At 43.9% G+C, this 15203-nt stretch carries 13 protein-coding genes; 3 read left to right on the top strand and 10 right to left on the bottom strand.

The features are described 5' to 3' along the window. Positions 1-86 precede the first annotated feature (86 nt). Positions 87-1058 carry a 4-hydroxy-3-methylbut-2-enyl diphosphate reductase gene (locus A6K76_RS09490; RefSeq protein WP_066464468.1) on the top strand — a complete coding sequence of 324 codons (972 nt, stop codon included), beginning with the start codon at positions 87-89 and terminating at the stop codon, positions 1056-1058. A gap of 489 nt (positions 1059-1547) precedes the next feature. Beyond that, entirely contained in the window at positions 1548-2696 is a 1149-nt protein-coding gene (locus A6K76_RS09485; protein WP_066464467.1) for a GGDEF domain-containing protein, read from the top strand. Between the two features lie 46 nt (positions 2697-2742). Here the strand turns inward: A6K76_RS09485 and A6K76_RS09480 are convergent, their stop codons facing one another. The 8 genes from A6K76_RS09480 to ccpN form a co-directional block, all read right to left on the bottom strand. Next, complete coding sequence (locus A6K76_RS09480) at positions 2743-3855, bottom strand: Nif3-like dinuclear metal center hexameric protein (protein WP_066464465.1); 1113 nt, start codon at positions 3853-3855, stop codon at positions 2743-2745. Then, a complete protein-coding gene (locus A6K76_RS09475; protein ID WP_066464463.1) occupies positions 3855-4550 on the bottom strand; it encodes a tRNA (adenine(22)-N(1))-methyltransferase in 696 nt (231 codons plus the stop codon). The genes A6K76_RS09480 and A6K76_RS09475 overlap by 1 nt, the downstream gene beginning before the upstream one ends. Before the next feature lie 99 nt (positions 4551-4649). Continuing rightward, positions 4650-4991 (bottom strand): cytochrome c550, encoded by a 342-nt coding sequence (gene cccA / locus A6K76_RS09470; RefSeq protein WP_066464461.1) that lies wholly within the window; start codon positions 4989-4991, stop codon positions 4650-4652. A gap of 534 nt (positions 4992-5525) precedes the next feature. Further along, complete coding sequence (locus A6K76_RS09460; protein ID WP_066464455.1) at positions 5526-6086, bottom strand: hypothetical protein; 561 nt, start codon at positions 6084-6086, stop codon at positions 5526-5528. Positions 6087-6225: 139 nt separating this feature from the next. Further along, positions 6226-7353 carry an RNA polymerase sigma factor RpoD gene (gene rpoD, locus A6K76_RS09455; protein ID WP_066464452.1) on the bottom strand — a complete coding sequence of 376 codons (1128 nt, stop codon included), beginning with the start codon at positions 7351-7353 and terminating at the stop codon, positions 6226-6228. Between the two features lie 23 nt (positions 7354-7376). Next, positions 7377-9197 carry a DNA primase gene (gene dnaG, locus A6K76_RS09450; protein ID WP_066464571.1) on the bottom strand — a complete coding sequence of 607 codons (1821 nt, stop codon included), beginning with the start codon at positions 9195-9197 and terminating at the stop codon, positions 7377-7379. Positions 9198-9424: 227 nt separating this feature from the next. Continuing rightward, entirely contained in the window at positions 9425-10237 is an 813-nt protein-coding gene (locus A6K76_RS09445; protein WP_245671976.1) for a pyruvate, water dikinase regulatory protein, read from the bottom strand. A gap of 12 nt (positions 10238-10249) precedes the next feature. After that, complete coding sequence (ccpN, locus tag A6K76_RS09440) at positions 10250-10888, bottom strand: transcriptional regulator CcpN (protein WP_066464447.1); 639 nt, start codon at positions 10886-10888, stop codon at positions 10250-10252. Positions 10889-11636: 748 nt separating this feature from the next. Between ccpN and A6K76_RS09435 the strand changes: the two genes are divergently transcribed. Beyond that, a complete protein-coding gene (locus A6K76_RS09435) occupies positions 11637-13010 on the top strand; it encodes a glycine--tRNA ligase (RefSeq protein WP_425393878.1) in 1374 nt (457 codons plus the stop codon). Between the two features lie 383 nt (positions 13011-13393). Here the strand turns inward: A6K76_RS09435 and trhO are convergent, their stop codons facing one another. Then, a complete protein-coding gene (trhO, locus tag A6K76_RS09430; protein WP_066464441.1) occupies positions 13394-14356 on the bottom strand; it encodes an oxygen-dependent tRNA uridine(34) hydroxylase TrhO in 963 nt (320 codons plus the stop codon). A gap of 170 nt (positions 14357-14526) precedes the next feature. After that, the gene (locus A6K76_RS09425) at positions 14527-15159 is read right to left on the bottom strand and encodes an IclR family transcriptional regulator (protein ID WP_169818004.1); all 633 of its coding nucleotides are present in this window, start codon (positions 15157-15159) and stop codon (positions 14527-14529) included. Positions 15160-15203 lie beyond the last annotated feature (44 nt).

The following is a 15203-nucleotide window of genomic DNA, read 5'->3' as shown; positions in this document are numbered from 1 at the left end:
TTTCTCAACAAAACGCGCGAGAAACTTTGTATTCATTTGCGGCGTCCGTTATAATAGATATACTGCAAGTTGAAAGGGGCTTACATATGAAAGTCATTAAAATTAATCCACGAGGCTACTGCTACGGCGTTGTCGATGCAATGGTTATCGCACGAAATGCCGCATTAGATAAAACATTACCACGTCCTATTTACATTTTAGGCATGATTGTCCACAATAAGCACGTTACCGATGCATTTGAGCAAGACGGCATCATTACGTTAGACGGTGAAAACCGCAAAGACATTATCGAGCAGGTAGAAACAGGTACGGTCATTTACACAGCGCACGGCGTTTCACCTGAAATTCGTGAAATCGCGCGTCGCAAAGGGCTCGTTTCAATCGATGCAACATGTCCAGACGTAACGGTGACACATACGCTCATTGCTGAAAAAACGAAGGAAGATTACGAAATTATTTACATCGGCAAAAAAGGGCACCCCGAACCAGAAGGCGCAATTGGGGTGGCACCGGATAAAGTGCATTTAGTGCAGTCGATGCATGACATTGAAGCATTAAACTTCGCACCAGAGCAGAAAATTTTAGTGACGAACCAAACGACGATGTCACAATGGGATGTCGCCTTTTTAATGGAAAGCATCCAAGAAAAGTTCCCACATGTTGAAGTGCATAAAGAAATTTGTTTAGCGACACAAGTGCGTCAAGAAGCTGTTGCCGAGCAAGCAGGTGTAGCAGACTTATTAATTGTTGTTGGCGATCCAAAATCAAATAACTCAAACCGCTTAACGCAAGTGTCGGTTGAAATTGCGGGTACACCGTCTTACCGCGTATCAGACATTTCTGAGCTGAAAATCGAATGGCTCATGGATATCGAAACAGTAGCAGTTACAGCTGGTGCATCAACACCGACACCAATCGTCAAAGAAGTGATGGTATTTTTAGAGCAATTTGACAAAAACGACCCATCGACACATGAAATTAAACGTACTGTAACGCTCGATAAAATTTTACCGAAAATTAAAACGCCAAAGCCGGTTGACAAAATTATGCCGTATTAATAGGCATTTTGGCAGCACTACAAAAAATATCATTCGAAACGTCATGTTTCGAATGATATTTTTTTAACAACTTTGACAACATTACATACATAATACGTTCGCTAATCGACTGAAACATTGTATTTTCTCCTATTTATTTGTATGATTGTAATTATATAATTCCAATACTTTCCTCTCATAGTAAAAAAACAGATTCATCACCGTAAGCTAAGGTTGACGCATAAAGATTGCTTGAGACGAGAGGCGGACTCCAACAGGAAAAGCGAAAGTTTCTTTTACGACGAGTAACCGCAGGAGCACGAGCCTCAAAACTCCGCAATCGACGAGGACGCTTGAAGAAGGTGATCAACGCCACTACACGAGTTTTACGTTCATGACAAACATCGTGTTCGCGCCCGCGGAAAGCGTGCCTCAACGTGAAAAGCAACCCCGAGTTATGACGGTGAAGAGCCAAAAAACAATCTATTACGAATGTAGGTGATGATGCTCATGCTCCAGCAATATAAACTAAATGATTTGCAGTTACATATACTGCATCGGCGCTTAACAGCAGACAACATAGAGCGCGCGAAAATCGATGCGTATTTCGTTATCGTATTAGAATCATTTATGCTTATTCATAGTTTTCTAAATTACGGCTTGTCATTTAATTTATACATAATGCTTTACATCAGCTTGCTCGCACTCGCTGTCGTGTCGCTCATCGTCTTTGCGCTAACGAAAAAAATATATAATCACCCGACACGCACCGCCATTCAACACCGTTACTTAATGTTTTATTACATATTTATGCTGACGTGGGGCGCTTTCGTAACACTCGCTGACCAAGCCTCTTCATACGGTCACGTCACAGCGTATTTAACTAACTTTTTAGTAACGACCGTGCTGTTTATCGTGCCCAAACGTACATACATATTGTTACACATATTACCGACAACACTTCTTGTAGTCGGGCTGCTTATTTATCAAAAAGATTACGCCATTATGACAGGTCATTGTATTAACGTGACGATTTTCTTTATTTTTGCAACACTCGGAGCACGCTTTTTATACGGTGCTCAAATGAAAAACTTAGCACAGGAATTATTATTAAAAGAAACAAACCAAGAGATGGAAACGTTAAACAAACATTTAGCATCACTCGTACATCATGACGAATTGACACGCATTCCGAATCGTCGCGGACTATACAATTTCGTAACGCAATTTACCGCGGAGCAAGCAAAGACGGCCGCTGTGTACGTGCTTGATCTCGATGCGTTTAAACGCTATAACGATTTTTACGGCCATTTAGCAGGCGACCAAGCGTTAAAAAGCGTCGCACAAGCGATTCATCGCATTACATCTGCTCCACACCAGTTTGCTGCTCGCTTTGGCGGAGAGGAATTCGTCGTCGTGGCGTTTCATGCAACGGAGACAGAAGCTGCGATTATTGCTGAAAACATTTTTAAAGCGATTGAACAGCTACACATTCCACACGAAGCGTCGCCGTACCATAACGAATTGTCCGTTAGCTTAGGCTATACAATCGGTGACATTCACGACCAACATTCGTTAGAGCAGCTTATTAAAGCCGCGGATGACTCACTTTATCATGCGAAGGAAAATGGGCGTAACCAAATTCAAGCGACGCTATAACAGCATAACAAAAGGGCATTCGCGAAATTGCGAATGCCCTTTTTCGTTATACACATGTAAACGGCTCGGTATGCACGTTTGATTCAATAAACTGCACGTCTAGCTTGTCGCATAGCGAGCGCATTTTGTTGGCGACACCTGGAATCATGACCTTTTCGACGTGGTGCCCTGGGTCTACGATGTTTAAGCCAATCGCCTCAGCGTCTTGTGCAGTATGGAAATACATATCGCCCGTTACGAACACATCTGCACCTGCTCGCTTTGCTGCGTAAATGTATTTATTACCGTCACCGCCGACGACTGCGACCTTTGATACGATCGATTCACCATCACCGACGATGCGCACAAACGGCACGTCTAGCTGTGTTTTCACGTGCTCGGCAAATTGGCGCAGCGTCATCGGCTGTGCTAATCGTCCGACGCGTCCTAAGCCCATTTCGTTGACGTCAATGTCCATCGTATACACGTCATACGCTGGCTCCTCGTATGAATGCGCGTTTAACATCGCCTTCAATACGCGATTTTTCATCGATTGCGGGAATACGACTTCAATGCGTGCTTCTTGCTCGACGTGTAGCGTGCCGACTTGTCCTTTCGTCGGGTTTGCGCCGTCTTCTGCTTGGAAGCGTCCTTCACCGTACGATGTAAAGCTACAGCCTTTGTAGTTCCCAATTGTCCCTGCCCCTGCGTTCATTAATGCAATGCGCAGTGCCTCGGCATTGTCCTGCTGCTCAAACACGACGAGCTTCGTTAACTTTTCACTATACGTTTGCTCTAAAATCGTGCAGTTTTGTAGCTGCAGTGCGTCTGCTAATAAATCGTTGACACCACCTGCTGCAACGTCTAAATTCGTATGCGCCGCGTACACCGCGATGTCGTTTTTAATGAGCTTTTCGTACAGCGCTCCTGCTGGGTTATCTGTTCGAATGTTTGCTAGCTTTCTAAAAATCGGTGGGTGATGCGCAATAATGAGCTCGCACCCTTTGTCGATTGCTTCGTTCACAACCGCATCGTTCACATCAAGCGTCACAAGCACGTTTGATACCGGCTTGTTGAGCGTACCAATCGCTAAGCCAATCGGGTCATTTTCCATGCACGCTAGCTTTTTCGGTGACCACGTTTCAAATAAACGAATAATTTCTTGTCCATTCACTGCCATTAACGCAACAGCTCCTCTGCCCATGTCATATATGTCGTTAGCTCTTGTTTTTTCTGTACGTTTTCCTCTGTCGGCTCCGCGTTTTCAATTGCTGCATAGACGCGCTGCCAGTTATCATACTCACGCTGCCATTTTTTTATGAAGACGTCTGATTTACGCATCGGTAAAAACTTGCCAAATAACATTTCCTGCTCCGTTAACGTCATCGGTCCACGCTGCAATACGAGCACTTCGTAAATTTTGCCATCCTCTTCTAAAATAACCTCATCCGTTAACGCCCAACTATTGCGCATCGCCCATTCACGAATGACTTTTGCGTGAATGTTTGGCTGTAAAATTAAGCGCGTCACCGTTTGTAAGCTTTCCGGATGCTTCTCTAAAATCGATACGATCAACGGTCCACCCATACCTGCAATCGTTACTGTATCGACGTAATCGCTCGGCTGAACTGCAGCTAAACCGTCTGCTAGGCGCACTGTAATTTTATTAGCTAATCCTTCTGTGCGCACTTGACGCTCTGCTGATTCAAATGGACCTTTCACAACTTCTCCTGCGATAGCACGCGATGCAACGCCTTGATGCACTAAATAGCACGGCAAGTATGCATGGTCGCTTCCGATATCTGCAACAACGGCTCCTGATGGCACGAATGATGCGACTGTTTCTAAACGCTGTGATAATTTTTGTGCGTTCACAAAATCCCTACTCTCTTCAATCAAATTAGCTTCAGTATACCGCAAGAACGGCATGACGAAAAGGATTGTGCGGCAATTTACGGCACAATCCTATGTTTGTTATTTTAACGATACGATGTATTCAACAAGTGCATCCACTTGCGCGGGGTCTGTCACTAAACCACCTGGCATCATTCCTTGCCCGTTCGCAATGACTTCACGGATATGCGACTCCTCTACGCCGATTAAGCTCGGCCCACTGCCACCTGTTAAATCCCCGCCATGACAGCCGATACAGTTTGCTTTTGCAACTGCTTCTCCGTCAGCTGCTTCCACTTCCACTTCTTCCTCCGATTGTGCGATTTCCTCTTGATTGCCAATACCTTCTAAAGATAAGAAAAAAATTACCCCAATACCAAGTGCCATAATTAAAATGTACGGAATGATTGGATTGTTTTTCACACGTTCCCCTCCTACTCTTTTTGTGTACGACATTGAACAATTTAATTGTACTTGATTCACGCAAAAACGAAAAGCTTTATACGAAATTTCTCTCTTTAAAACGCCATTTCTGTCAAAAAACACTCAATATATAAAGATTGAACTTTTGTATCTATATAGACGGTGAACGTATTTTAGCGTTTTGTTCGTCGGCCCTCCACATCGAGGCAGGCTTTTTCGCGGGCGTGGGGGCGAGACTCCTTGGGGAAAAGCTCGTGCCTCAAGACCCCGTAAGCCGCGACGTAGGAGCGGTGCGGAGGCTTGAGGAAGGCGATTAGCGCCACGTCCATGTGGCATCGCCTTCATGACCAACATCGTGTTCGCCGCCGAGCCCCAGGAATTTATCTGCCTCGAGTAATCGCAGAGGCAAAGCGAGCCGCCATACGCGAACTGCCAGTTGAATGGCTAATCAACACGCTTGATAGAATAAACATGCTTGACGAAAAACAACAAAAAGAGTTGCCCGACATTTCTGAACGAGACAACTCCATTTATTTACATCGTCATTAAAAAATTTCCGATGACTAACAACAGCCCAATCGCTCCTGGTATCGTAAAGTACAGCACCTTTAAAAAAATACCGCTACCGAGCCATAAACTACAGTTCGCAATTAATAGCACATATAGCACCGCATTACTCGTTGGATAAAACGTTTGGCTCACATGAATCGACAACATAAAAATGAGCAGCGCCGCAAATACTTGTAGTAGTGGCGCAAACACATTGTTATCCTTCAATAACTTCAACGTCCCGATCATTAACGCGAGCGCAACGATTGCTACAACTGCTGGCATCAACCATGACACCGATGTGAACGTAAATAAACCGTAAATAAGCGCACCAATGACTACTGCAAGCAACGCAATGAGCGCAATCGATTTAGTTTGCTTCTTTTTTAATACAGATGCTTTTGCTTGTTTTCGTTCCGCATCTTCTTCATAATTGCCCTCTGTATATAGCGTCATTAAAAAGTCGCAATAATGCCCTGGCAACAGCTTATTTTGCTTCCAAAATGTAATTTCATTTAAAATGATTTTCTTCCGTTGATCTCCCATAACGTAACCCCACTATGCATGTCTTTTGAATAAAAAGACAATATTAAACAAAAACTTATGTATTATATCGACACGACTTACATTTGTTGCATACAAAAAGGCATAAAGTTCTACATTTGAACTTTATGCCTCGTCATTGCTATTCTAAGAAATCTTTTAAGCGTTTTGAACGAGATGGGTGACGTAGCTTGCGTAGCGCTTTTGCTTCGATTTGACGAATACGCTCGCGAGTAACACCGAACACTTTCCCAACTTCCTCTAGCGTACGTGTACGACCGTCATCTAAGCCAAAGCGTAGGCGCAGTACGTTTTCTTCGCGGTCTGTTAACGTATCTAGCACGTCTTCAAGCTGCTCTTTTAATAGCTCATATGCAGCGTGGTCTGATGGCGATTGTGCCTCTGAGTCTTCAATAAAGTCTCCTAAATGCGAATCGTCCTCTTCCCCAATCGGTGTTTCAAGTGATACCGGTTCTTGTGCAATTTTTAAAATTTCACGTACTTTTTCAGGTGTTAAGTCCATTTCTTCACCAATTTCTTCTGGTGACGGCTCGCGACCTAAATCTTGTAATAGCTGACGCTGTACGCGAATTAATTTGTTAATCGTTTCAACCATGTGTACAGGAATACGAATTGTACGCGCTTGGTCTGCAATTGCACGTGTGATTGCTTGACGAATCCACCACGTTGCATAAGTTGAGAACTTGAACCCTTTGCGGTGGTCGAACTTTTCAACCGCCTTAATTAAGCCCATATTTCCCTCTTGAATTAAATCAAGGAATAACATACCACGACCGACGTAGCGTTTTGCAATCGACACGACAAGACGTAAGTTCGCTTCTGCTAAACGTTTACGTGCTTCATCATCACCTAGCTCAATTCGCTCAGCTAATCGCACTTCCTCAGCTGCTGATAATAAATCAACGCGCCCAATTTCCTTTAAATACATGCGTACAGGGTCGTTAATTTTCACACCAGGTGGAACGCTTAAATCGTTTAAGTCGAACGTTTCTTCAGTCGCTTCTGTTTTTAATAAACTTTGCTCCTCAAATTCTTCCTTACCTTCGATTGAAATATTTAACGACTTCTCTAAGTCTTCAGCGAAATGGAAAATTTCTTCGTTTTCAATGTCAAAACCGTTTAATACCTCTTCAATTTCTTTCATTGACATTTCATGCTCTTTTTTTGCTTTTGCCGTTAATATTTTCTTTGCTTCTTCTAACGTTAACTCATTCTCTAATTCTTTTGAACGTTCAGACTTATCCGCCATAAACTCTCCTCCTTCTAACACTTCTACATCGAAGCATACGCAATTCGCAGCTTCCGTACTTCTTCTGCTAACGTAACAGCTTTCATAATATCATTCATTTTTTCCGCTTCAATAGCAAGCTGCTGCTTTTGCTCCATTTTTCGCAGTAAACGTTGCTTATTTAAATACTGTAAGCAATCGGTTACTTCCTGATCGCCGTGATCTGGGTCGCGCTCAATAATGGCGGACTCCAGTGCGATTTTGCGTAGCTCCACGTCCTCTAGCTGCTCTAGGAAACGCTGAAAATCAGGCTTGTCGTGCTGCTCGTAAAAGCCGATGAGCCGTATATATACAGCCGTAAATACGTCATGTATAAACGGACTTGGCATATCGCTTCGCTGCACACGCTCTACTACGTCAACATTGTGAAGCATATGACTAAGCAAGCGCCGTTCTGCTCGGTCTGTAGCGTTTAGCTTCGTTTGCATCGTCACGACGACCGGACTGTACCGCTCCTCGCTATATTGACGCTTCGTACGCCTCGCCTCGTCCGCTTCTTTTTGCCGAAGCGTCGCCGCAATCGCATCTTCTGATAAAGTCGTTTCCTCTGCTAGCTGACGAATGTACAAATCACGCTCTAGCGGTGACGTGTTATGTACAAGTAGCTCTAGCACCTCTTGTACATATTGCATTTTATCGTTATCAAACTGAAAATTTTTCCCTCGTCGTGCATGCATTTTAACGAAGGCGATGTACGGATGCGTCTTGTCCATTACGTGTTCTTTAAACGCTGATCCTCCGTGCTGCTGTACGTAATCATCCGGGTCCATTTTGTCTGGTAGCACAGCAACATTCACTTTTAATTTCGCATCATGCAGCTGCTCTCCAGCACGTTTCGCCGCATCCCACCCAGCTCCGTCACCATCATAGCAAATCGTAACTTGCTGCACTAAGCGTTTGAGCTTTGTGACATGCTGAGGTGTGAGCGACGTACCCATTGTCGCAACTGCATTAGAAATACCCGCACGTACCGCTGCTAAAACGTCCATAAACCCTTCCATAATGATAATATGGTGATGTTTACGAATCGTTGCGCGTGCCTTATCTAAGTTAAAAAACACATCGCTTTTATGGAAAATTGGCGACTCTGGACTGTTCATATACTTCGCTTCATTCGCGTCCTTATTTAAAATACGCCCCGAAAAAGCAATCGTTTTGCCTTGCTCATCGCGAATCGGGAACATGACGCGTCCACGAAAGCGATCAAAGCAGCTGCCATCTTGCTCGCGCTGTACAATTAAGCCACTTTGCGCTGCCTCTTGTAAATCAAGCCCACGCGCTGTTAACAAGTTCGTCAAGCCATCCCACGCTGGCAACGCATAGCCAATTTGGTACTCTTCAATTAATGCCTCGGTAAAGCCACGACTTTCTAAATATTGAAGCGCGACTTCGCCATCTTCCGTATGCATGAGCATATGATGATAATAATCAGCAGCGATTTGGTGTGCCTCTTTCATGCGTCGCTGCAGTTGTGCTTCTGGCGTGCTCACTTGCTGCTCACGAGGGGCAACATCAACCGTAATGCCTACACGCTCGCCAAGTTTTGATACTGCTTCTGGAAATGGAACTTGCTCAATATCCATCACGAACGTAATGACATTACCACCTGCACCACAGCCGAAGCAATGAAAAATTTGTTTATCTTCTGAAACAGAAAAAGAGGGACTTTGCTCCTGGTGGAACGGGCAAAGACCAAACCAGTTTCGACCTCGCTTTGTCAAATGCATATAATCGCTAATGACATTGACGATATCCGAATTTGAACGAATTTCCTCAATTTTATGCTCATCTATTTTTTGAGTCATTTTATCACCGTCTATTTTTCGTTTCATCTTACATACATATTCGTGACAACTTCACATTTTCCTTCAATATTTTAAAAAAACATTGAAACATTCGTTAATATTTTTTACCACAATTCTCTTATTATAAAACAATCTACATAGACGCGCTAGCTATTTGTTTACATAAACAAATGCTGCGTTATAAGCGAATAAAAAGAAGCTATCTGATTGGCTCAGACAGCCTCTACTTAACGCATGCGACGTCGCTGTAAAATATCATTCGCAGTTTCTTCTACCGCTTTGTTCGTTACATCAATAACGTCACAGCCGATTTGCTCGACAACTTTTTGAAAATGTGCAATTTCCGCCTCAATGCGCGCATCAGTTGCATACGACGCATCATCTCGCAAGCCGAGTGCAAGCAGTCGCTCTCTACGAATGGAATGCAGCTTCTCCTTTGAAATGACAAGTCCGAAGCATTTGTGTGGGTCCATCATATACAATTCCTCTGGCGGCTCAACTTCGGGCACGAGTGGAATGTTCGCAACCTTGAGCTTTTTATGCGCTAAATATTGTGACAATGGTGTTTTCGACGTACGTGACACACCGATCAGCACAATGTCTGCCTTTAAAATGCCACGAGGGTCTTTGCCATCATCATATTTCACCGCAAACTCAATCGCTTCAATTTTTTTAAAATATCCATCATCTAGCTGATATACAAGTCCCGGCTCTTCCTTAGGTGATTCACTTGTAACTCGCTGCACCGCATGCATAATTGGGCCAAGCACATCAATTGCTGCTAACTGCTCCTCTGCTGCTACTTGCTCCATATACGCGCGCATCTCTTGTCGCACAAGCGTATAAATAATAAGCGCCTGCTGCTGCTTTGCAATTTTAACGATATTTTTCACGTGCTCGACCGTATCTATATGAGCAAACTTGCGTAAATCAACTTGCTGCAGCATCGGGCGAAATTGGCTAATCGCCGCCTTCGCAACATGCTCGCCCGTTTCACCGACAGAATCAGAAATGATAAATACTTTTAATGGTTGCTCCACTTTCATACCTCCTTACAGTTCATGTGTTTCTGCAAGAGAAATAAACGCACGCGTAATGCTCGTCTTCGTTAAGCGACCGATAATTTCCAAGCCATTGTCCTGCTCAATAATAACCGGTAATGAATCAACTTCGCGTTCAATTAATTTTTTAGCCGTCGCAATTAACGGGTCTCCTTTTTCACAATACGCAATATTCGGCATACGCGTCATAATAATGTGGACAGGAATTGTATTTAAATCTTGTGATCCAATACTCGTACGCAGTAAGTCTTTGCGCGATAAAACACCCGCTAAGCGCATGTTTTTATCAATCACAAATAACGTGCCGACGTCCTCTAAAAACATGTGGCAAATCGCATCATACACCGTCATATTTTCCGATACGACAATCGGCATCGACATAAAGTCTTTTACCTTCAAGCTGAGCATATTTTCCGTTAACGCTCCGGTATTTTTTTTCCCCGCATAAAAATAACCCACTCGTGGGCGCGCATCTAAAAAACCAGCCATCGTTAAAATCGCTAAATCTGGGCGCAATGTTGCACGCGTTAACCCAAGACGCTCCGCTATTTGCTCACCTGTGATCGGACCGTTCTCTTTCACAATTTGTAAAATTTCTTCCTGACGTTTATTGAGTTCTATTGGACTCACCGCCTCAATCTATAATAATGTGTTATACTTTTCTTATTTAGTATATACTAATTCTTCTTGTATTGCGAAGAAAAGTTTCTCGTGCTACAATGATACCATGTTACAAAGTTTTTTGTATACAAATTGCATAACTAGGCGATGACGGGATTTTAATAAGTAGCTTATACACGAAGCGAGCAGGGATGGTGAAAGCCTGTAACATAAGCGAAACGGCAGCCCCGAGCTATTTTTTTATAAAGTGGATTTACATAAAAGGATGAATATTCAAACAATTCATTGCATACTTTCCATGTAAATCAATCAGGGTGGAACCGCGGGTAATAGCACTCGTCCCTGGGCATGACTAGTGCCCAGCGACGGGTGCTTTTCATTTTCTGTTGATTTACACAATTGTATAGAAATGGTGGCATAAGCTGGCTCTTCACATCGAGGCAGGCTTTCCGCGGGCTCGGCTCAAGCCTCCTCGCCGCTCATACTTCGCGTCTGTGGGGTCTTGAGGCACGAGCTTTTCCCGCTGGAGTCCGCCTCTTGTTTCGAGCCATCTGTCACTATCTATGTAACGTGCTATCATCATGTATGTTGAAAGACTTGTTCGCTGACTGTGCGGCGGTGAGACTCCTTAGGGAACAGCGTGAGCGTGAGACTACAGGCTCACGCCACGCCCCAGGAACGCGAGCCGCCACGCATAGACAGCGATAAGCGAATCGACACAACCAATTCAAAGGAGGTCATTTTCATGGCTAAAACAATGGAAACAATCGTATCAATCGCAAAACAACGCGGCTTCGTCTTCCCAGGTTCTGAAATCTACGGCGGCTTAGCAAACACGTGGGATTACGGTCCACTAGGTGTGGAACTTAAAAACAACGTAAAAAAAGCTTGGTGGCAAAAATTCGTTCAAGAATCTGAGCATAACGTAGGTCTTGACGCCGCAATTCTTATGAACCCGAAAGCTTGGGTAGCATCAGGTCACGTAGGTAACTTCAACGACCCGATGATCGACTGTAAAGCATGTAAAGCGCGTCACCGTGCAGACAAATTAATCGAAGACGCTAACCTTGCAAAAACAGGTGAAGAAATTATCGTTGATGGTATGTCATTTGACCAAATGAAAGCAAAAATGGACGAGCTAGAAGTCGTTTGCCCAGATTGCGGTAAAATCGATTTCACAGACATTCGTCAATTTAACTTAATGTTCAAAACGCACCAAGGTGTAACGGAATCTTCTTCAAACGAAATTTACTTACGCCCTGAAACAGCACAAGGTATTTTCGTGAACTTTAAAAACGTTCAACGCTCAATGCGTAAAAAGACGCCGTTTGGTATCGCACAAATCGGTAAATCATTCCGTAACGAAATTACACCTGGTAACTTCACGTTCCGTACGCGCGAGTTCGAGCAAATGGAGCTTGAATTTTTCTGTAAGCCAGGTGAAGACCTTGAGTGGCACGCATATTGGAAAGAGTTCTGCAAAAACTGGTTATTAAACTTAGGCATGAAAGAAGAATCAATGCGCCTACGTGACCACGAAGACGACGAGTTATCACACTACTCAAACGCGACAACAGACATCGAGTTCCGCTTCCCATTCGGTTGGGGCGAGCTATGGGGTATCGCAGACCGTACAGACTTCGACTTAAAGCAACATATGGAGCACTCTGGTGAAGACTTCACGTACATCGATCAAACGACGAACGAGCGCTACGTACCATACTGCATCGAGCCATCTTTAGGTGCAGACCGCGTAACACTTGCATTCCTTTGCGATGCATTCGATGAAGAAGAATTAGAAGGCGGCGACGTACGTACAGTATTACGCTTCCACCCAGCACTTGCACCATTTAAAGCGGCAGTATTACCACTGTCTAAAAAATTATCAGAAGAAGCTGGCGACGTATGGGCGGACTTACGCAAATCATTCCCAGTAGACTTTGACGAATCACAATCAATCGGTAAACGTTACCGTCGCCAAGACGAAATCGGTACGCCGTTCTGTATTACGTACGACTTCGATTCAAAAGAAGACGGTCAAGTAACAGTGCGTCACCGCGATTCGATGGAGCAAGTACGCATGCCAATCGCAGACGTGAAAGCGTATATCGAGTCTCATTTACAATTCTAATTAAACAAAACAAGTGCCATCAGGAAATGTAGAATTTCTTAATGGCACTTGTCTACTTTTTGACGACGCTACGTTACGCGGACGCTTTCCTGGGGGAACGGCGGCGAACACGATGTTGGTCATGCGGGCGGTGCCACATGGACGTGGCGCAACCGCCGCACTCGAGCCTTGCTATCGCAAGTCTCTCGGCACGTTCTTTTCCCCTAGGAGTCGCCGCTTCACGAGCTCCGTCAGCAAATTTTCACGATGAATATTATCAGTTGCATAATGAAAATTCACTTCTGTCCGAAACTCCTTTTGCTCATTGATATAAACAAAATTGATAATATACGTAAATAAAGCGTTAGAAGAAACTACATCGTTTCCTCTAACGCTTTTGTCGTTTATGCGTGCTGTGCTAGCTCTTTTTCAAGCGCTGCGATGCGTGCATCTACGTATTCTTTTGATAACTCATAGCGCGCGATGAAGCGATTGCGTGGGTGCTTCGTACATTCGATCGTGCAGCCTCCTAAATGCTTTTGCTCGTTTTCTTCAGACGCGATAATTTTTTTGTTACACTCTGGGTTTGCGCAGTTAATGCAGCGCTCACACGGCTCACCATCAAAGTGATCTTTGCCGACAACGACATGCTCGACTTGGTTAATTGGCACCGTTAAACGCTCGTCAAACACGTACATTTGACCGTCCCACAGCTGCCCTTTCGTCTCCTCGTCTTTTGCGTATGTCGCCACACCACCGTGTAATTGCCCTACTGACTCGCCAATACCCTCACGCTTTAACCAGCCTGAAAATTTCTCACAACGAATACCGCCTGTGCAATATGTTAAGACGCGTTTTCCTTCGAATAAATGCTTGTTTTCTAGCACCCATTCCGGCGTGTCGCGGAACGTATCGACTTCAGGCATAATCGCACCGCGGAAATGTCCTACTTCGTATTCATAGTTGTTGCGCACGTCTAAAATAATCGTATCTTCGCGCTTCATTTCTTCCATAAACTCAGCAGGTGATAAATAATCGCCTGTAATTTCATGTGGATTAATATCGTTTTCTAAGCTTAAGTTGACAAGCTCCGGACGCGGGCGCACGTGCATTTTTTTGAACGCGTGGTGCTCTGCTGAATCGATTTTAAAGACGATGCCTTCAAATACAGGGTCGTTTTGCATCATTTCTGCATACGCCTCCGTTTGCTCGATCGTGCCCGATACTGTACCGTTAATGCCTTCTTGTGCGACTAAAATGCGCCCAAGTAAGCCAATTTCTTTACAGTCGGCTAAATGCTTTTGTGCAAATGCAACTGGGTCTTCAATATGTGTGTAATGATAATATAATAATACTTGGTATTCCATCGTTCGTTTTCCACCTATCACGTATATTTGCAGGATATCACTGATAGCCTAACATGCAATTTTTTTGCATTCAGCTAACCATACCATACTCGGTGGAAGTTTTCCTCTTTTTTAAAAGGCTATTGACTAAAATATGTTCTTACACCATTCTTTCATTCCAATAGAACGTTTTAAGAATGAATCTTTTGCTCAATTTTTTGTGCAGCAATCATTAAATGCTTCGCAAGCTTTTGTTCGTCGTATTGATGGAAACGATCGGTCGGCACAGCGAGTGTGACGGAACCAATTGGGCGGTCGACAAGTCGAATTGGCGCACTAATTGAACATGTATGTGCTACGCGCTCACCGTAGCTTACCGCATAGCCATTTTCACGCACTTCCTCTAGCTGTGTGCGCAGTTCGTCCACCGATTTCACTGTTTGCTTCGTGCGCGGCTCAATGACTACTTGCGCTAAATACACTTCGCGCTCCTCCTCTGGTAAAAACGCTAAAATGCTTTTTGACGTTGCTCCGATATAAAGCGGTGCTGTATCGCCAACTGAGCTTTTATGACTATTTAAGTACACGCTCTCAAAATTGAGCACGCAGCGACGCTCATAACCATCAAGTATGTTGTAGCTTACACTTTCCCCTGAAAATTGATTCAGCTCCTTTAAAATCGGCTTCACAATTTGTAAAAAACTTGACTGCTTATCAACAAGACGCCCTAAAAAAAGCATTGATAAGCCAAGCTCGTATTGCTTCGTTTGCTCATCTCGATATAAAAATCCTTCATAAACGAGCGTCGATAAAAAACGCTGCAAGTAAAGTGTACCCTTTGTAAAGGACATTTTGAAAAAGAGCTAGC

Source organism: Caryophanon latum, assembly GCF_001700325.1.
Classification (GTDB): domain Bacteria; phylum Bacillota; class Bacilli; order Bacillales_A; family Planococcaceae; genus Caryophanon; species Caryophanon latum.
The sequence above is the reverse complement of the archived record's forward strand: the minus strand, read 5'-3'. Positions and strand labels throughout refer to the sequence as shown.

Excerpts from the sequence above, each read along its gene's own strand:
- A6K76_RS09490 (WP_066464468.1), top strand. The coding sequence starts at position 87 with ATGAAAGTCATTAAAATTAATCCACGAGGCTACTGCTACGGCGTTGTC.
- A6K76_RS09485 (WP_066464467.1), top strand. The coding sequence starts at position 1,548 with ATGCTCCAGCAATATAAACTAAATGATTTGCAGTTACATATACTGCAT.
- A6K76_RS09480 (WP_066464465.1), bottom strand. The coding sequence starts at position 3,855 with ATGGCAGTGAATGGACAAGAAATTATTCGTTTATTTGAAACGTGGTCA.
- A6K76_RS09460 (WP_066464455.1), bottom strand. The coding sequence starts at position 6,086 with ATGGGAGATCAACGGAAGAAAATCATTTTAAATGAAATTACATTTTGG.
- rpoD (WP_066464452.1), bottom strand. The coding sequence starts at position 7,353 with ATGGCGGATAAGTCTGAACGTTCAAAAGAATTAGAGAATGAGTTAACG.
- dnaG (WP_066464571.1), bottom strand. The coding sequence starts at position 9,197 with ATGACTCAAAAAATAGATGAGCATAAAATTGAGGAAATTCGTTCAAAT.
- A6K76_RS09435 (WP_425393878.1), top strand. The coding sequence starts at position 11,637 with ATGGAAACAATCGTATCAATCGCAAAACAACGCGGCTTCGTCTTCCCA.
- trhO (WP_066464441.1), bottom strand. The coding sequence starts at position 14,356 with ATGGAATACCAAGTATTATTATATTATCATTACACACATATTGAAGAC.